The 16963-nt window shown below is 64.5% G+C and carries 17 protein-coding genes; 2 read left to right on the top strand and 15 right to left on the bottom strand.

Annotation, left to right across the window (positions count from 1 at the left end):
• Positions 1 to 3: 3 nt before the first annotated feature.
• From IB273_RS25765 to IB273_RS25730, 8 genes are all read right to left on the bottom strand, one after another.
• Positions 4 to 1002 carry a glycosyltransferase gene (locus IB273_RS25765; protein WP_318652503.1) on the bottom strand — a complete coding sequence of 333 codons (999 nt, stop codon included), beginning with the start codon at positions 1000 to 1002 and terminating at the stop codon, positions 4 to 6.
• Between the two features lie 712 nt (positions 1003 to 1714).
• Positions 1715 to 2386, bottom strand: a complete 672-nt coding sequence (locus IB273_RS25760; RefSeq protein WP_151188391.1) for a flavin reductase family protein — start codon at positions 2384 to 2386, stop codon at positions 1715 to 1717.
• A gap of 11 nt (positions 2387 to 2397) precedes the next feature.
• Complete coding sequence (locus tag IB273_RS25755; protein WP_192225342.1) at positions 2398 to 3897, bottom strand: amidohydrolase family protein; 1500 nt, start codon at positions 3895 to 3897, stop codon at positions 2398 to 2400.
• Complete coding sequence (locus IB273_RS25750) at positions 3894 to 5093, bottom strand: amidohydrolase family protein (protein WP_192225341.1); 1200 nt, start codon at positions 5091 to 5093, stop codon at positions 3894 to 3896. The genes IB273_RS25755 and IB273_RS25750 overlap by 4 nt, the downstream gene beginning before the upstream one ends.
• 123 nt (positions 5094 to 5216) lie before the next feature.
• Positions 5217 to 6269 (bottom strand): extracellular solute-binding protein, encoded by a 1053-nt coding sequence (locus IB273_RS25745; RefSeq protein WP_192225340.1) that lies wholly within the window; start codon positions 6267 to 6269, stop codon positions 5217 to 5219.
• Between the two features lie 49 nt (positions 6270 to 6318).
• Positions 6319 to 7110 carry an ABC transporter permease gene (locus tag IB273_RS25740; RefSeq protein ID WP_151188395.1) on the bottom strand — a complete coding sequence of 264 codons (792 nt, stop codon included), beginning with the start codon at positions 7108 to 7110 and terminating at the stop codon, positions 6319 to 6321.
• Positions 7107 to 8018: an ABC transporter permease gene (locus IB273_RS25735; RefSeq protein WP_081520077.1), complete on the bottom strand. Its 912-nt coding sequence runs from the start codon at positions 8016 to 8018 to the stop codon at positions 7107 to 7109. Before IB273_RS25735 ends, IB273_RS25740 begins: the two co-directional genes overlap by 4 nt.
• A 1-nt stretch (position 8019) precedes the next feature.
• Positions 8020 to 9090, bottom strand: a complete 1071-nt coding sequence (locus IB273_RS25730; RefSeq protein ID WP_017516843.1) for an ABC transporter ATP-binding protein — start codon at positions 9088 to 9090, stop codon at positions 8020 to 8022.
• A gap of 140 nt (positions 9091 to 9230) precedes the next feature.
• Here IB273_RS25730 and IB273_RS25725 point away from each other — a divergent pair, with 140 nt between their 5' ends.
• Positions 9231 to 9917 carry a GntR family transcriptional regulator gene (locus IB273_RS25725; RefSeq protein WP_081520076.1) on the top strand — a complete coding sequence of 229 codons (687 nt, stop codon included), beginning with the start codon at positions 9231 to 9233 and terminating at the stop codon, positions 9915 to 9917.
• A gap of 145 nt (positions 9918 to 10062) precedes the next feature.
• Here the strand turns inward: IB273_RS25725 and yjiA are convergent, their stop codons facing one another.
• The 4 genes from yjiA to IB273_RS25705 form a co-directional block, all read right to left on the bottom strand.
• Positions 10063 to 11061 carry a GTPase gene (gene yjiA, locus IB273_RS25720; protein ID WP_192225339.1) on the bottom strand — a complete coding sequence of 333 codons (999 nt, stop codon included), beginning with the start codon at positions 11059 to 11061 and terminating at the stop codon, positions 10063 to 10065.
• A 93-nt stretch (positions 11062 to 11154) separates the two neighbouring features.
• On the bottom strand, positions 11155 to 11358 hold the full coding sequence (locus IB273_RS25715) for a YbdD/YjiX family protein (RefSeq protein WP_015478970.1): 204 nt from the start codon (positions 11356 to 11358) through the stop codon (positions 11155 to 11157).
• Between the two features lie 12 nt (positions 11359 to 11370).
• Entirely contained in the window at positions 11371 to 13437 is a 2067-nt protein-coding gene (locus IB273_RS25710; protein ID WP_081520074.1) for a carbon starvation CstA family protein, read from the bottom strand.
• A gap of 185 nt (positions 13438 to 13622) precedes the next feature.
• On the bottom strand, positions 13623 to 14132 hold the full coding sequence (locus tag IB273_RS25705) for a DUF3015 domain-containing protein (RefSeq protein ID WP_081520073.1): 510 nt from the start codon (positions 14130 to 14132) through the stop codon (positions 13623 to 13625).
• A gap of 179 nt (positions 14133 to 14311) precedes the next feature.
• On the opposite strand from IB273_RS25705, the gene IB273_RS25700 reads away from it, so the two are divergent.
• Entirely contained in the window at positions 14312 to 14680 is a 369-nt protein-coding gene (locus tag IB273_RS25700; RefSeq protein ID WP_081520072.1) for a PilZ domain-containing protein, read from the top strand.
• Positions 14681 to 14794: 114 nt separating this feature from the next.
• On the opposite strand, the gene radA is transcribed toward IB273_RS25700, so the two are convergent.
• From radA to IB273_RS25685, 3 genes are all read right to left on the bottom strand, one after another.
• Positions 14795 to 16174 carry a DNA repair protein RadA gene (gene radA, locus IB273_RS25695; protein WP_081520071.1) on the bottom strand — a complete coding sequence of 460 codons (1380 nt, stop codon included), beginning with the start codon at positions 16172 to 16174 and terminating at the stop codon, positions 14795 to 14797.
• A gap of 198 nt (positions 16175 to 16372) precedes the next feature.
• Positions 16373 to 16615 (bottom strand): hypothetical protein, encoded by a 243-nt coding sequence (locus IB273_RS25690; protein WP_081520070.1) that lies wholly within the window; start codon positions 16613 to 16615, stop codon positions 16373 to 16375.
• A 76-nt stretch (positions 16616 to 16691) separates the two neighbouring features.
• Entirely contained in the window at positions 16692 to 16934 is a 243-nt protein-coding gene (locus IB273_RS25685; protein WP_081520069.1) for a YdcH family protein, read from the bottom strand.
• Positions 16935 to 16963 lie beyond the last annotated feature (29 nt).

Raw genomic sequence — 16963 nt, 5'->3', positions numbered from 1 at the left:
TGATCAGATCTTTTTCAGTAGTGTCGCGAGAGCCAGTCCAAGATTCCCTAAGAGGGTCTGCCGGTGCAGTCCAGCCTTGAGGATGCAAGCAACCCGGCCGGGCAGTCGTCGCTTGCGTGCCGCCTTGAAAAGCTTGAGGGTCTTGTGATGGTCCGTGCTCAAGCGATGACTCAGCGACTCGAGAGCACGAATGTTCTGGGCACTCCACTCGTAGAAGCGCCCCTGGAGAACAACGGCCAGACGCCGGAGGCGAGCGCACCAATCGGAGTTGGCACCTATCACGCTCCCATCGCGCTGGCGGTAGAACACGTGCGGTTGCGGATCGTAATGAACGACCCCTCCCGCACCGGTGATCAGCTGGTAGCACCACCAGTCGTGGGACGGCACCTTCAACTCGGCACCGGCCTGCGCAATCAGCGCCCACGCAGCCCGGTTGAACACCATGGCGTTGCCACCCCCGATGCTCTGCACCAGGGGATTCTTGAAATGCGGCGGCAACGAGAAATTCGCCGACACCCCCAGAGGGGTTTCCGCTTCACCGATGATCTGGGTGCGCCCGCAGTAAACCGCAGGGACTTCGGCAGGAATGCCGCGTAGCCAGTCGACGGCGACCTGCAGCTTTTCGGCGCTCCAGATATCGTCCTGATCGGACCAGGTGAAGTAGTCGGCCTCGATATCGGCTCGACACGTCAGCGATAGGAAGTTACGGGCCAAGCCTGCCCGCGGACCGCCAACCACTCTCAGCCTGCGCGCGCCCCACCGCTCGGCATAAGCCTGGAGCACCTCGTGCGTGCCGTCTTCCGAACAATCGTCGGAAACATGCAGCGACCAGTGCCGGTAGACCAGCTGTTCGAATGAATCGAATTGCCGGGCGAAGAATTCAGCACCGTTATGGGCGCACATGAGGATGGCAACAAAGGGAGCACCCGGGAGACTGAAGTCTCGGGAAAACGCCTGGTTGCACAGCATGTCGACGCCAGGAGGCTGGAGAAGCAACGCCACTGAATCTTCGTCCCTGAATAACCCTCGCCACTGCGAGGCGGCCTTAAAGATGCACCATCAAAAAGCCATTACAAAAAACGTGGGTAGGGTATCACGGCTCCAGAAAATTCTTAAGAATTCGTTAAGGAATCGTGAAAACAGAAAATTAATCCTCTCTAGCCCTGAGCGCGAGCACTCAAATTTTCCATTGAAAATCGTCGATAATTACAAAAAAATCACTAAAATCTGCCATTTACAAATAACATCAAAAACTAGACCGCCTATAATCACCCATCCGATTTTCCCGGAACGATGCTTAGCGGTCATATCCTGTGACAATGCATCCGAGCGCTACCCCACCCCTGGGCACGTAATTGAAGGCCTATGGCCATCAGCACGTACCGCGCTCAAACCGAACGTGGGCAGAAACTGAATCGCCAAAACGCCCATAAGATCGGCCAGCGCGGCAGAGACAGAGCTTCCCGACGAGGTCAAGCCGACGAGCTCGATCTACGCCGGGTTCTGTGGCATCAATTCGTCGCGCCCTGCTGCGCGCACTAACGCACCGGCCTGCCCCGGAGAGGTGCGGAATGAAGCCGGAACGGGTAGCCGATTCGAAGGCGGGGTAACGGGCGGCGGATACTCTCTGTGCGGGAACTCACCCGGCATACACGACCAGCAGAACAGGGTCCGCACTCAGCCGGCTATTGTGCCCTGAGCCCTGCTGGCAGAGTCAGGCCAACTCCTCTGCTCCACCCCAGAGGCGCCCCCCTGCGCCGGGCGTTTCCATCCACTGCTTCAACGACCGCGTCGGCAGGTCGAAGTACTCCCTCGTGCGTGCATAACCATGTCCGCCCATGCGCCCAATGGCGTCGAGGCCGAGCTGGTCGATGTAGAGCGTCGCCGGGTCGATCAGGTCGTCCCGCACGTGGGCCATCAGCACTTCGCCGAGGATGATTTCCCGTGACTGGCCGATGGACAGCGCCATCATCCGCCGACACTCCAGCGCCACCGGCGCCTCGCCGATGCGCGGGCAGCCGACACGGGTGCCGGGGATGGCGGTGAGTCCGGCGGCGACCAACTCGTCGAAGCCCGGCTCGAAGGGCACGGCGCAGACGTTCATGGCTTCCACCAGCGCGTCGGAGACGATGTTCACGGTGAACTCCTGGTTCTGCCGGATGTTCAGCGTGGTGTCCTTGGGACTCAGATCGCTGTAGTTCTCCACGCCCAGGGCGAGGATCGGCGGGTCGGCAGAGAGGGCGTTGAAGAAGCTGAAGGGCGCCGCGTTCACGCGCCCCTCGGCGTCGATGGTGGTGACCAGGGCGATGGGCCGGGGTACCACACTGCCAATGAGGATCTTGTATTTCTCGCGGGCGGAGAGCTGCTGGAAGTCGAAGCTGAGCATGGGGTGATCCTTCACGGGGCCGTTGGTGCGTGCGCGTCGAGTAGCGGTGCGGCGGCGCTGTACGAGTCGGCAAAGGGAATCGCGGAACGGAACAGCGTGCGCCATGGCGGGTTGTCGAAAGCGCGGTCGGCGTGGTGCTGCATCTGCTTCTGGAACAGCGCGTCGGCGCGGCGTTGCAGGTCGGCGTAATCGACACCGATCACCTGGCCGCCCTGCATCACGCTGCGACCGTCGATGAAGCTGGCGATGCAGTCATCGCCGCGGCCGGCGGTGAACAGGTTCTTCAGCGGATCGAAGAACGGGCCCTGATGGAAGTCGCCAAGGCGGAACACCGTGATGTCTGCCCGGGCGCCGACGGCAAGACGGCCGAGGTCGTCGCGGCCCAGCGCCTGGGCGCCGCCGAGGGTGGCGGCGTTATAGAGATCGAGCATGCGCGTGTGTTCGGCGTCGCCCTCCTTCACCCGCGCGATGTTCAGGCCCTGGCGCAGGTTGTCGAGCATATCCGCCGGGAAGGTGTCGGTGCCCATGGCGAGGTTGATACCGCGTGCGCGGTAAGCGCCGAAGGAATCCAGCGCGTCGCCTTCGCGGGCGAACACCACCGGGCAATGCACCAGGCTCGCGCCGGTATCCGCGAGGCGCTGCAAATCATGCTCGCCGCTGTGCAGGATACCGTGGGGCAGAACGCTGCGCGGGTTGAGCAGGCCGTAGCCGTCGAGCCACTGCAGCGAGGACGTGTCGCGCAGGCGACGCACCAGCTCCACCTCGTAGCGCGACTGGCAGCAGTGCAGGCGCAGCGGCGCGCTCAGTTCGCGCTGTACAGCGGCGGTGCGCTCCAGCAGCACAGGCGTACAGGTTTCGATGCGGTCCGGCAGCAGCGCACCGCGCACCAGGCCGTGGTGGGCGCCGTCGAAGTCATGGAAGAAGCGCTCGGCTTCCTTCAGTCCGGCGAGGCCGGCAGCTTCGTCCCAGTGCTGCGCAGGGCTGCCGTCGGCGCGGGCATAGGTCATGCCGCTCATGTAGCAGGGGCCGAGGTAAGTGCGCAGGCCGAGCTCGCCGGACAGCGCGGCGATCCCGGCGAATTCGTCGTAGTGCTCGGCCCAGCGCCGGTAGTACATCGAGGTGATCGGCATGGCGGTGGTGATGCCGTTGCGGATCAGCTGGGTGAAGGCGTAGCGGTACTTGAACAGTTCCTCGTCCGGGCTGTAGCACTCGCTCGGCCCGGCACGCAGGTAGTCTTCGGACCACACGCGGCCCATGTTCCACTCGGCGCCGTTGTCCAGGGTGAGCACGGTGGAGTCGAGGTCGCCGAGGGCATCGAGGTCGATGAAGCCGGGTCCGATCAGCGCGTGACCGTAGTCGATCCACTGGCTGACGTCGCCGGGAAAGCCACGGCCAACGAAGACGATCCTGCCGCTCTCGAACACTACTTCGCCGTGGCGCCACAGCACGTGCTGCGCGCCGTCGAAGCCGACCACGAAGCTGGCTTTCAGGCCGATGCGTGGCGTGCTCACAGACGCGACTCCACCAGGCGACCGTGCTCGGCGATCAGCTTGCCGGCCTTGAATACCCGGCGCTGCGCCGGGCGCGCGACCACGGCTTCGCCGAGGGTTTCCACCGGCAGCAGGAGGAAGTCCGCCGGCGCACCGACTTCAAGGCGCGCTGGCTCGCGCCCCAGTGCACGAGCGCCGTTGTCGGTAGCGGCGGCGAAGGCGGCGGCGAGATCGTCGTCCTTGCACAGGTCAAAGCGGAAGGCGAGGAACATGGCGCGTTCGAGCATGTCGCCGTTGCCCATGGGCGACCAGGCATCGCGGATGCCGTCGCTGCCCAGGCACAGGTTCACGCCGGCCTCGCGCAGGGCGAGGAACGGCGGTACCGGGGTGTCGGCCGGCGCGGAGCTCATCAGGGAAATGCCCAGTTCGGAGAGTCGCTCGGCCAGCGGCTCGACCTGCTCCCAGGGCGCCATGCCCAGGCAGTAGGCGTGGCTGATCATCACCTTGCCCTGCAGGCCGTGGCGCTCGGTGTAGTCGGCGATGCGGGCGATCTGCCAGAGGCCCAGTTCGCCCTTGTCGTGCAGGTGGATATCCACGCCACGGCCAAATTCCACGGCCAGGCCGAAGACGATATCGAGCTGGGCAATGGGGTCGTCGTCGATACCGCAGGGGTCGAGGCCGCCGACATTTTCCACACCCAGCGCCAGCGCTTCGCGCATCAGTTCGGCGGTGCCGGGACGACTGACGAGGCCGGTCTGCGGGAAGACCACGAACTCCATGTCGACCAGGTCCGCATAGCGCTCGCGCAGCGCCTGCATCGCTACCACGTGGCGCAGGCCCAGTTCGGGGTCGATATCCACGTGGCAGCGGAAGGTCAGTGAGCCACGGGCGATGCACTGCTCCAGCAGCGCGCCGGCGCGTGCGGCGATGGGCGCCTCGATCTCACGCAGTACGCGGCGTTCGTTGGCGATGTAGTCCTTGAGCGTGGGCCCGGCGCTGTTGGGGCGCCAGGGTTGACCCCAGAGGGTCTTGTCCAGGTGGCAGTGGCTTTCCACCAGCGGCGGCAGCAGGAGCTGGCCGCCGCCGTCGATGTCGCCGGCCTGCGGCGCGGTGTTGCCGGCCGGACGGCGTTCGGCGATGCGGCCGTCACGGATGAGGAAGTCTTCCGCTGCATTGCCCAGCGGACGGATGTTGCGCAGCCAGTAGCTGTCGGTCATGGGGACCTCGAATCCAGAGAAGAACGTAGGGCGAATAACTGCTTGCAGTTATCCGCCGATGAACTCGGCGGCGGACGAGGCGTTCCGCCTCATGCGCCCTACGGGTTTACGGAGAACGGCGCGTCAGCCCTTGAGCTTGGACCAGATGCGATCCTGCAGCTCGCGGGACTTGTTGCTGCACTCCTTTTCCAGGCGCAGGCGCTGCGCGTATTCCTCGGGCATGTTGATGGCGTCCATGACCTTCCACTTGGCGTCCAGCAGGTGGTCGGTCTGGATGCCGTTGGAATAGGCAATGGCGTTGGTCACCGCGGCGGCGTTCTCCGGCTTCATCATCCAGTTGATGAAGACCTTGGCGTTCTCCGGGTGCGGCGCGCTTTTCGGCACGGCGAAGTTGTCCTGGAAAGAGGCCACACCTTCGCGCGGGTAGACGTACTTGATGGTGCTCTTCTGCAGCGTGGCGCGGGCGGTGGAGCCGTTCCAGTTCTGCATCAGCACGACTTCGCCGGAGGCCATGCGGTCCACGGTGTTGTCGGAGCTGTACATCTTCAGGAAGGGCTTCTGCTTCTGCAGCAACTCGAGAATCTTCTTGGCGTCCTGCGGGTTCTCGGTGCACTCGTCGACGTTGAGGTAGTGCGCGGCGGCGTTGATCAGGCTGCTCGGGGTATCCAGCGCAGCGACCTGGCCCTGCAGTTCCGGACGCGGCTCGAAGAATTCCTTCCAGGAGTCATCCAGCTTGCCGCCCGGCACCCGTGCGCTGTCGTAGGAGAAACCGGTGGTGCCCCACAGGTAGGGCGCCGAGTACTTGCGGCCAGGGTCGAAGCCCGGGTCGCGGAACGCTGGCTTGACGAACTGGAAGTTGGCCAGCTTGGGCGTGTCGATTTCCAGCAGCAGGTCCTGGTTGATCAGCGTCTGCATGATCGAGTGCGACGGCACGATCACGTCGTATGCCGCGCCGCCGGCCTGCAGCTTGGCCAGCAGGGTCTCGTTGCTGTCGTAGCCGTCCATGGTGACCTTGATGCCGGTCTCCTTCTCGAACTTGGCCAGCAGTTCCACCGGGTAGTAGTCGGTCCAGTTGTAGAAGAAAAGCTGCTTGGGCTCCTCGGCCTGGGCGACGCCCGCAGCCAGCAGGGCGAGGGACAAACCGGCAAGGCCGTGACGCAGGGCATTCAACTTCATGTTGCTCTCCGAAACGTAAGGTCAGAAAACGAAAGGTTGGCAGTCTTGATCAGGCGTCCGGTTTGCCGCGCTGGCCGAGCCAGTACGACAGCACCACGAGGACGATGGAAATCACCAGCATGAGGGTCGAGATTGCGTTGATCTCGGGGGTCACCCCGGCCTTGATGGCCGAGAAGATGTAGACCGGCAGCGTCGTCGAGCCGGGGCCGGCGACGAAGAAGGTCATGATGAAGTCGTCGAGGCTGACCACGAACGCCAGTACCGCGCCGGACAGCACCGCCGGCCACAGCAGCGGCAAAGTCACCCGGCGGAACACCTGGTAGGGGCTGGCGTAGAGGTCGCCGGCGGCTTCCAGCAGGCTCTTGTCCAGGTCGTTCAGGCGTGCACGGATCGGCAGGTAGGCGAAGGGAATGCAGAAGCCGACGTGGGCGACTATCACCGTCATCAGGCCCAGCTTGATGCCCAGCGACATGAACAGCAGCAGCGTGGCCACCGCAATGACGATCTCCGGCAGGATCAGCGGCAGGTTGATGCCGCCCTCCACCAACCGCCGTCCGTAGAACGGCCGCGAGGTCGCCAGCGCCGCCGCCAGGGCGATCGCCGTGGACAGCACGGTGGCAAAGCCGGCGACCACCAGCGAGTTGAACGCCGCCGCCTGAATCGAGGGGTTGGCGACTATCTTGCCGTACCAGGCGAAGGAGAATTCGGTCCACACCGTGGCCGAGCGGTTGGCGTTGAAGCTGTAGCCGATCAGCACGAAGATCGGCAGGTACAGGTAGGCCAGGACCAGCAGGCTGGTTTCGCGGGTGCCGGGCAGTTTCTTCAGGTGCTGGGCGATCATGCGTTGGCTCCTCCCAGGTGGACGGCCTTGGCGGCGCGGCGGCTATACAGGGCGAACGCGATCAGGGCGAGCAGCATGATCGCCAGCAGCAGGAACGACAGCGAACCGCCCAGCGGCCAGTTGCGCGCGGTACCGAACTGCTGCTGGATCAGGTTGCCGATCATCAGGGTCTTGCCGCCGCCGAGGATCGCCGGAGTGATGAAGGCGCCCAGGCTCGGGACGAACACCAGCAGGGAGCCGGCGATCACACCGGGCATGGACAGCGGCAGGATTACCCGCTGCAACGCCTTCCAGCGGTTCGCACCCAGGTCATAGGCGGCCTCGACCAGGCGCCAGTCGAGCTTCTCCAGGGTCGAGTAGATCGGCAGGATCATGAACGGCAGGAAGCTGTAGACCAGGCCGACGCAGACCGCAAAGTCGTTGTACAGCAGGGTGATGCCGCCGGCCTGGGGGAACAGCGCGTTGACCGACTGAGCGACCCAGCCGTGCTCGCGCAGGATGATCAGCCAGGCGTAGTTGCGGATCAGCAGGTTGGTCCAGAACGGGATGGTGATCAGCAGCACCATCAGGTTGCGCGAGCGCTCGCTGAGGCTGGTCATCCACAGCGCCACCGGGAAGCCGAATAGGAAGCACAACAGCGTGGTGCCGCCGGCCTGGAACAGCGAGCGCAGCAGCGCCTGGGCATAGACCCAGTTCAGCTCGAGGTTGCCGTCGAAGTCTTCCTGGAAGAACAGCTGCACGTAGCTCTGGATCTGCCAGTCGGCGTGCCAGTCGACGCCGCCGTAGAGGTTGCGCGGCAGCAGGCTGATGTAACCCATGATCGCCAGCGGGATGGCGATCAGCCCGAGCAGCGTCAGCGCCACCGGGCTGAGCAGCAACAGGCGGCGAGTGGTGGGCGACTCGTTCATTTCAGGCCTCCATCAGCAGGCAGGCCTGGGGCGGCAGGTGCACCGCCACGGCCTCGCCGACGTCGCGGGCGCGACCGCCCTCGTTGCTCTCGCGCAGGGTGATCTGCGAAGCATCCGGCAAGCGGCAGCGGTACAGCGTGGCGGTGCCGACGTACATCACCGTCTCGATCACCGCGCGCAGGTGGTGCGGCTGCGACGGGTCGACCAGCTTCGAGCGCTCCGGGCGAAAGGCCAGTTGGACACTGGCGCTGCTCAGGCCCGCCGGCAGTTCGCAGGGGATTTCCGCGGCCATGGCGTTGGGGTGGAACCCGCCCTGGCGCATCTGCCCGGGAAGGAAGTTGATGTCGCCGATGAACTGCGCGACGAAACGGTGCGTCGGGCGCTCGTAGATTTCGTTGGGTGTGCCGATCTGCATGATGTTGCCGTGGGACATCACGGCGATGCGGTCGGACAGGGTCAACGCTTCTTCCTGGTCGTGGGTGACGAAGATGAAGGTGATGCCCGCCTCTTCCTGCACGCGCTTGAGCTCGACCTGCATCTCCTTGCGCAGCTTCAGGTCCAGCGCGGACAGCGGTTCATCGAGCAGCAGTACCGAAGGCTTGGGCGCCAGCGCGCGGGCCAGGGCCACGCGCTGCTGCTGGCCACCGGAGAGCTCGGCCGGCTTGCGGCGCGCCAGGTGTTCCATCTGCACCAGCGCCAGCATTTCCTTCACCCGGCCGGGAATTTCGCCGCGCGCCAGGCCCTGCATCTCCAGGCCGAAGGCGATGTTCTCGCTCACCGACATGTGCGGGAACAGGGCGTAGCTCTGGAACACGGTATTGATGCGGCGACGGTACGGCGGCAGGTCGTTGACCCGCTCGCCGCCGACGAGGATGTCGCCGGAGGTGACGTTCTCGAAACCGGCGATGCTGCGCAGCAGCGTGGTCTTGCCGCAGCCGGAAGGCCCCAGCAAGGTGAAGAACTCATTATGGGCAATGTCGACCGACACTTCGTTGAGGGCGGGAGCGACGTTGGGATCATCGGTGTAGCGCTTGCTGACCCGACGCACCTCGACTGACGACGAGTGATTCATTTTGGTGCATTCCTCTTGTTTTTGTATGCAATATTTGAATGCAATCTAGAAATAGCTGATGTATTTTTCTTCTGCAACTGGTTTTGCACGGACGGTTTTGCGGCATCCTTTGAAGGGTCAAGCAAGAGGCGGAGTCGCTCATGGCGGAGAATCACCCCGAGTCCACGGTGGAACGCGTCTACCAAGGGGTTTACGAGGCAATCAGCAAGCGCACCCTGCGCCCCGGCATGAAGCTGGGCGAGGCGGCATTGGCGGAATTGTTCAAGGTCAGCCGCACTTCGGTACGCGCGGCGCTGAAACATCTGGAAGCGGATGGACTGGTTTCCAGCGCGCTCAACAAGGGGGCGTGGGTGTCTTTACCCAGCGACGAGGAGATCCGCTCGCTGTTCGAAACGCGGCGGTTGATCGAGATCGGCATCGTCAGTGAACTCTGTCGCCGCGCGGACAGCGCGATCATCCAGGACCTGCGCGACCACGTGGCGCTGGAAGAGGCGACCCACGACCACGACCACGCGCGGTTCGTCCACCTGCTGGGCGAGTTCCACCTGAAGCTGGCAGCGGCGCTGAACAACCCGGTGCTGCTGGACTTCTTCCGCAAGCTGATCGAGCGCGCCTCGCTCTACGCCACCACCCTGGACGACGACCAGCACGAGACCTGCCGCGGCAACGAGCACCAGCGACTGATCGAGTACATCGAGTCGGGCAACCAGGCGGCGGCCATCGAGCTGACCTGCATGCACCTCAATGCGATCGAGCAGGCGATCCTCAAGGCGGCGGGGAACCTGAAGGCGGATTATCATCCGCTCAAGCATCTGATCGGTGGCTGAGCCGCTGCCAACCAACGTGGAACGTAGGGCGCATAACCTGGAACAGGTTATCCGCCAGCACGCCTGCGGCGGATAACGCTGACGCGTTATGCGCCCTACGCAAGCGTGCAGAGAAAAACGCCCGGCACGGCCGGGCGTTTTTCATTCAGGCGGTCGGGCCGCCCGTGATGCGATCGAAGCCACGACGAATCTCTTCTTCGGGCAGGTTGTCGCCGATGAAGACGATCACGCTCTCGCGCTGCTCGTTGCCCTTCCACGGCGTATCCCAGTCGAAGCCATACAACCGCAGCACGCCCTGGAACACCAGGCGACGCTCCTCGCCGGCGATGTTCAGCACGCCCTTGTAGCGCAGCAGCGAGTTGCCGTGCCACTGCAGCAGGTCGTCCATGAATTCGCTGAGGCGCTCGATATCCAGCGGGTTGTCGCTGCGCAGCACCAGGGTGGTGATGCGGTCGGTCGTATCCGCCGCCGGGCGCACGGGGCGCAGCAGCGGGCGTAGGCCGAGGTCGGCGTTGAGGTTGAAGCCGCGTACGTCGAGCAGGCGCTCCAGCTCGATGGCGCCGTGCTCCACGGCATGGATCTCGGCGCGGCGGTTGATGCGCTGCAGGCGCTCGACCAGGGCCTCGTACTGCGCAGGAGAAACGAGGTCACTCTTGCTCACCAGGATGCGGTCGCCAAAGCCGACCTGGGCCTGGGCGATGGCTTCCTGCAGGTGGCGCTCGGCGTTGGCGGCGTCCACCAGGGTGATGATGCCGTCGAGCAGGTAGCGCTCGCGCAGGGTTTCGTCGACGAAGAAGGTCTGCGCGACCGGGGCCGGGTCGGCCAGGCCGGTGCACTCGATCACCACGCGGTCGAAGTCCAGCTCGCCGTTGTCGCGGCGCTCCAGCAGGACGTAGAGCGCGCGCTCCAGGTCGCTATTGATGGTGCAGCAGACGCAGCCGTTGGAGAGCGTCGTCACCTGAACCGCGTCGTCGCCGAGCAACTGAGCGTCAATCGGCGTCTCGCTGAATTCGTTCTCGATCACGGCGATCTTCAGGCCGTGCTCTGCCTTGAGGATGTGCTTGAGCAGGGTGGTCTTGCCGGCCCCGAGGAAGCCGGTGAGGACGGTCACCGGAATCTGCGGCGCGCTTGCGGAATCGGTCATGGAAACTTCCAGGCAATCAGAATGAAAAACGGGCGGAAATGAAAACGGGCCGCGATCGCTCGCGGCCCGTCCGTTATACACCCATCCGCGGACTCAACAGCAGCGGATCGGCCTTCCCTTGCCGCCACCGTAGCGCGCCTCCTGGCGCTCGCGGAAGAACTCCTCGTACGTCATCGGAGTCTTGTCCGGGTGCTTGTTCTGCATGTGCTGAACGTAGGTGTCGTAATCGGGCATGCCGACCAGCATGCGTGCGGCCTGCCCGAGATACTTACCCATGCGGCTGAGGTCGTTGAACATGATGCTCCTCCGTCAGGCGTCCGGAATCGGCTGGAACGGAGCTTCCTTGTCGGTGCGCTCCTTCTTGGTCCAGGCGCTGGCGCCTACCTTGATCGCGTACACCAGCACGCTGAACACCACCAGCAGGAACAGCACGGTGAGGCCGGCGTTGATGTAAGCGTTCATCATCACATGCTGCATCTGGCCGATGTCCTTGGCCGGAGCGATGATCTGACCGGCGTCCAGGCCGGCGGAGTATTTCTTGCCCAGGGCAATGAAGCCCACGGCCGGGTTGCTGTCGAACAGCTTGATCAGGCCGGCGGTGGTGGTGCAGATCAGCAGCCAGGCGGCCGGCAGGGCGGTCACCCAGACGTACTGCTGGCGCTTCATCTTGATCAGTACGACGGTGGAGAGCATCAGCGCGATGCCGGCGAGCATCTGGTTGGAGATGCCGAACAGCGGCCACAGCGTGTTGATGCCACCCAGCGGATCGACCACGCCCTGGTACAGCAGCCAGCCCCACAGCGCGACGCAGCCGCCGGTGCCGATGATGTTGGCGGTCCAGGATTCGGTCTTCTTCAGCGCCGGGACGAAGTTGCCCAGCAGGTCCTGCAGCATGAAGCGCCCGGCACGGGTGCCGGCGTCCACCGCGGTGAGGATGAACAGCGCCTCGAAGAGAATCGCGAAGTGGTACCAGAAGGCCATGGTGTTCTCACCCGGCAGCACCTGGTGAAGGATGTGCGCGATGCCCACGGCGAGGGTCGGCGCACCACCGGCACGGGCCAGGATGGTGGTCTCGCCGATGTCCTTGGCGGTCTGGGTCAGAATTTCCGGGGTGATGGTGAAGCCCCAGCTGCTGACGGTCGCGGCCACCGCGGTAACGTCGGTGCCGACCACGGCCGGCGGGCTGTTCATGGCGAAGTAGATGCCCGGTTCGATGACCGAGGCGGCGACCATCGCCATGATGGCCACGAAGGACTCCATCAGCATGCCGCCGTAGCCGATGTAGCGGGCGTCGGGCTCGCGGTTGAGCAGCTTGGGCGTGGTGCCCGAGGAGATCAGCGCGTGGAAGCCGGAGACGGCGCCACAGGCGATGGTGATGAACAGGAACGGGAACAGGCCGCCCTTCCACACCGGGCCGGTGCCGTCGGTGAACTGGGTCAGGGCCGGCATCTTCAGCTCCGGCGAAACGATCACGATGCCGATGGCCAGGGCGATGATGGTGCCGATCTTGAGGAAGGTCGACAGGTAGTCACGCGGCGCCAGCAGCAGCCACACTGGCAGGACCGAGGCGATCGCGCCGTAGGCGATCAGCATCCAGACGATCTGCACGCCATGGAAGGTGAACACCGGGGCCCACTCGGGGCTGGCGGCGATCTGGCCACCGAGCCAGATGCTGCCCAGCAGCAGGATGATGCCGACCACGGAAATCTCGCCGATGCGGCCCGGGCGGATGTAGCGCATGTACACGCCCATGAACAGCGCGATCGGGATCGTCGCCAGCACGGTGAACATGCCCCAAGGGCTTTCGGCCAGGGCCTTCACCACGATGAGCGCGAGCACCGCGAGGATGATGATCATGATCAGGAACGCGCCGAACAGAGCGATGGTCCCCGCCACCTGCCCCATTTCCTCGCGTACCAGTTCACCCAGCGAACGCCCGTTGCGGCGGCTGGAGATGAACAGGACCATGAAGTCCTGCACGGCACCGGCCAGCACCACGCCGGCGATCAGCCAGAGCGTGCCGGGCAGGTAACCCATCTGCGCGGCCAGTACGGGACCGACCAGCGGGCCGGCGCCGGCGATGGCAGCGAAGTGGTGACCGAAGAGGATGTGCTTGTTGGTCGGGACGTAGTCCAGACCGTCGTTGTTGAGGACCGCAGGGGTCGCTCGGTTGGGGTCCAGTTGCATCACCCTGGTGGCGATGAACAGGCTGTAGTAGCGGTAGGCGACCAGGTAGATGGCAACCGCCGCGACGACGATCCACAGTGCGTTGATGGCTTCGCCGCGACGTAGTGCCACGACTCCCAAGGCAAATGCACCGACTATCGCCACCGCCAGCCAGGCGAGGTGACGTAGCAGGCTGTTGTTATTGTTCATAGCGAGGCTTCCGACAGTTTGAAGGCGAGAATTCGCAGAAAAATTCTAGTCTTTTCCGGCGACCCATTCATACGACCTTAGTCTAGGGCGGTTACGCGCTTATTGCCGGAGGTCAACGCGCTCGACCGCAGGGTCAGGAAATGAAAAGGCCCGCCTGGGGCGGGCCTTTTGCGGCGTAGCGGTCGTCAGGCCGGCTGCTTGGCGTACTGCGCCAGGGTCTGGTCACGGCTCATCACCGCCAGGGTGTTGTTGAGCACCTGCTCGCCGGTGGCGTCCTTGGACGTGAAGATCTCACCGAAGTGCTGCTGGGTGACCTGGGCGAAGTGCGCGCGGTCCTGGGTCGGGATGCCGAGCAGGACGGCGTAGGCGTCCAGCGCTTCGCCGTGGCCCTGGGCCATGTTCTCGGCGATGTTGTCGAGCATGCCGTTCATGGCGAAGATCGAGCGGCCGCCGTAGGAAATGCGCTGGCTGGCGTCACAGCCATTGGTGCCGGAGGTCAGGCCGAAGGTGGCGTTGCCCGAGGTGCCGTTGGTGGTGGTGGCCAGCAGGTGCGGGAACAGGCCGCGCTGACCGTCGAAGACCATGTTGCCCCAACCGCAGCCCTTGCCGCTCTGCCCGGCTTCATCTGCGTGCGCCGCCAGACTGGCAACGCTGATAACCCCAAAAATCAGACCCTTGATCACTTTATTGTCCATGCTCTGCACTCCGCAGTTGTAGTGGTTAAACGCACATGGAGCTTTGGCGAGGGTCTGCAGGCTGTCAAACCCGCGCGGGCTGTGTCTGACGGACGAAACATCAGCAATCGGTGTACGACGCGTCGGCAATGGCTTGCGTCTATAGTGAGGCGAAGCAGAAACGGCCGGAGAGCCACGACATGACTGACGATCACGACGAGCGCCGGCGCTTCCAGCGCATCGCCTTCGACGCCGGCACCGAGATCAGCCAGGGCGACCAGCGCTGGAAGGTGACGCTGCTCGACCTGTCCCTGCAGGGCCTGCTGGTGCAGCGGCCGGAACACTGGAGCATCGTCGCGCAGGAACCGGTGCAGGTGCGCATCTACCTGGGCTTCGACGTCAACGTCTATATGGAGGCCGACCTCGCCTGGGAGCGCGAAGGCCTGCTGGGCTTCAACTGCCGGCACATCGACCTGGATTCCATCAGCCACCTGCGGCGCCTGGTGGAGCTGAACCTGGGTGACGAGTCACTGCTGGAGCGGGAGCTGACGCTGCTCAGCGAGCATTGAGATCACGTCTCGACGCGGGCCAATCGCGGACGGAGTCCGCTCCTACGCCCAGGTTGGCATTTTCGTAGGAGCGGACTCCGTCCGCGATCGCTCACCCGCAACGCTGAAATCAACCTATTCGAACAACGCATCCAGCGCCTGCTCCAGGCGCGTCACGGCGATCACCTGCAGGCCGGGCGGCGACTCCTTCGGCGCATTGCCCTTGGGCACGATGGCGCGTTTGAAGCCGTGCTTGGCCGCTTCCTTCAGACGTTCCTGGCCGCTGGGCACCGGCCGCACCTCGCCGGACAGGCCGACTTCGCCGAACACCAGCAACTGGTGATCCAGCGGGCGGTTGCGCAGGCTGGACATCACCGCCGCCATCAGCGCCAGGTCCGACGCCGTCTCCAGAACCTTCACACCGCCGACCACGTTGAGGAACACATCCTGGTCGTAGGTCGGGATGCCGCCGTGGCGGTGCAGCACCGCCAGCAGCATGGCCAGGCGGTTCTGGTCCAGGCCCAGGGTCACGCGGCGCGGGTTGGCCAGGTGGCTGGTGTCCACCAGCGCCTGCACCTCCACCAGCATCGGCCGCGAGCCTTCCCAGGTGGCCATGACCACACTGCCCGGCACTGATTCCTGGGCGCGGGTGAGGAAGATGGCCGACGGGTTGGAAACCTCCTTCAGACCACGGTCGGTCATGGCGAACACGCCCAGCTCGTTCACCGCGCCGAAGCGGTTTTTCACCGCCCGCAGCAGGCGCAGGCGGCCGTCGGATTCACCCTCGAAATACAGCACGGTGTCGACCATGTGCTCCAGCACACGCGGGCCGGCCAGGGAGCCTTCCTTGGTGACGTGGCCGACCAGGAAGATTGCCGTGCCGCTCTGCTTGGCGAAACGCACCAGCAGCGCCGCACTCTCGCGCACCTGAGCGACGCCGCCGGGTGCGGATTGCAGCTGTTCGGTGAAGATGGTCTGGATCGAGTCGATCACCATTACCTTGGGCTGCTCCTGGCGCGCCGTGGCGATGATGGTCTCGATGCAGGTCTCGGTCATGACCTTGAGCTTGTCCTCCGGCAGGCCCAGGCGGCGGGCGCGCATGGCGACCTGCTGCTGGGATTCCTCACCCGTGACATAGAGCGCCGGCAGGCGCGTCGCGATGTTGCAGAGGGTCTGCAGGAGGATGGTGGACTTGCCGATGCCGGGGTCGCCGCCGATCAGCACCACCGAGCCGTCGACCAGGCCGCCGCCCAGGGCGCGGTCCAGCTCCGCCGAGGCGGTGGAGAAGCGCGGCATTTCCTCGACGCTGACTTCGGCGAGGGTCTTGATGTTGGCCTGCTGGCCGGCCCAGCCGCCACGGCCGGAGGAGCTGCTGGCCGAGCCGCCGGTGGGGGTGGTGTCGATGACGGTTTCGACGAGAGTGTTCCAGGCGCCGCAATCAGGGCATTGACCGGCCCATTTCGGGTAGGTGGCGCCGCACTCGGTGCAGCCGTACATGCGCTTGGCCTTGGCCATGGGGGACTTCCGTCGAATGCAAAGTCCCCATCATAAGCCAATCGGGTGGAGCGGTTCAGAACCTATTTACGGTCTCGCGAGCTAGAGCAGACGTGCGCTGAAATCGGTTGAGGGAGCGGAGTTTACACGCAGTAAATGAGCCCCCGAGGCCGATTTCAGCGCGGTTCTGCCGACGCGCAGCAGACCGTAGACAGGTTCTTAGCTCGCCAGGCGGCGATACTGACTTTCCATATCGTGCTTGAGGCTTTCGCGGCGCATCAGCAGCGAGGCCAGAGTGCAGTCGGGGCGTTCGATGCCCTCTTCCACACGACCGATGCGCTGGTCCAGCAGCTCGTACTGCAGCTTCAGGCGGACCAGGCGCTCCTGGGCGCGCAGGGCTTCGGCGTTGCGTTTGGGGAGCTTGGTGACGGACTTGCCAGAGGACGAAAGGGCTTTACGCATGGCGGTGGCACCGGTTGGAAAGAGATGACGGGAGCCTACGCCTCGCGCAGGCGGCCACCCTTGACTCTGGTCAAGCTCAACCGGATCGCTTGAGCAGGTCGGAAATCTCGTCCTTCAGCGCCACGCGCTGCAGCTTGAGGGAGTTGAGGGCGAGGTCGTCCATCGCCTGGCGGCCGTCCTCGATGTCGTAGATCTTCTTGTCCAGCTCCTCGTAGCTGGCGGCCATGCGGGTGAAGTTCGCGTCCTTCCCGTGCAAGCGGGTCATCAGGGCCTTCTGGTCGGGGAATTCGCGGGACAGGGGATGATGCTCGAGCGGCATGGCGGGCCTCCTTGTTGGATGCGTTGGAG

This window comes from Pseudomonas sp. PDM19 (genome assembly GCF_014852215.1).
GTDB lineage: Bacteria > Pseudomonadota > Gammaproteobacteria > Pseudomonadales > Pseudomonadaceae > Pseudomonas.
Note: the sequence above shows the minus strand (reverse complement) of the source record. Positions and strands in the feature narration are given on the sequence as shown.

Bases quoted from the DNA above. Each gene is read 5' to 3' on its own strand.
- IB273_RS25760 (WP_151188391.1), bottom strand. From the start codon at position 2,386: ATGCTCAGCTTCGACTTCCAGCAGCTCTCCGCCCGCGAGAAATACAAG.
- IB273_RS25750 (WP_192225341.1), bottom strand. From the start codon at position 5,093: ATGACCGACAGCTACTGGCTGCGCAACATCCGTCCGCTGGGCAATGCA.
- IB273_RS25745 (WP_192225340.1), bottom strand. From the start codon at position 6,269: ATGAAGTTGAATGCCCTGCGTCACGGCCTTGCCGGTTTGTCCCTCGCC.
- IB273_RS25740 (WP_151188395.1), bottom strand. From the start codon at position 7,110: ATGATCGCCCAGCACCTGAAGAAACTGCCCGGCACCCGCGAAACCAGC.
- IB273_RS25735 (WP_081520077.1), bottom strand. From the start codon at position 8,018: ATGAACGAGTCGCCCACCACTCGCCGCCTGTTGCTGCTCAGCCCGGTG.
- IB273_RS25730 (WP_017516843.1), bottom strand. From the start codon at position 9,090: ATGAATCACTCGTCGTCAGTCGAGGTGCGTCGGGTCAGCAAGCGCTAC.
- IB273_RS25725 (WP_081520076.1), top strand. From the start codon at position 9,231: ATGGCGGAGAATCACCCCGAGTCCACGGTGGAACGCGTCTACCAAGGG.
- yjiA (WP_192225339.1), bottom strand. From the start codon at position 11,061: ATGACCGATTCCGCAAGCGCGCCGCAGATTCCGGTGACCGTCCTCACC.
- IB273_RS25715 (WP_015478970.1), bottom strand. From the start codon at position 11,358: ATGTTCAACGACCTCAGCCGCATGGGTAAGTATCTCGGGCAGGCCGCA.
- IB273_RS25710 (WP_081520074.1), bottom strand. From the start codon at position 13,437: ATGAACAATAACAACAGCCTGCTACGTCACCTCGCCTGGCTGGCGGTG.
- IB273_RS25705 (WP_081520073.1), bottom strand. From the start codon at position 14,132: ATGGACAATAAAGTGATCAAGGGTCTGATTTTTGGGGTTATCAGCGTT.
- IB273_RS25700 (WP_081520072.1), top strand. From the start codon at position 14,312: ATGACTGACGATCACGACGAGCGCCGGCGCTTCCAGCGCATCGCCTTC.
- radA (WP_081520071.1), bottom strand. From the start codon at position 16,174: ATGGCCAAGGCCAAGCGCATGTACGGCTGCACCGAGTGCGGCGCCACC.
- IB273_RS25690 (WP_081520070.1), bottom strand. From the start codon at position 16,615: ATGCGTAAAGCCCTTTCGTCCTCTGGCAAGTCCGTCACCAAGCTCCCC.
- IB273_RS25685 (WP_081520069.1), bottom strand. From the start codon at position 16,934: ATGCCGCTCGAGCATCATCCCCTGTCCCGCGAATTCCCCGACCAGAAG.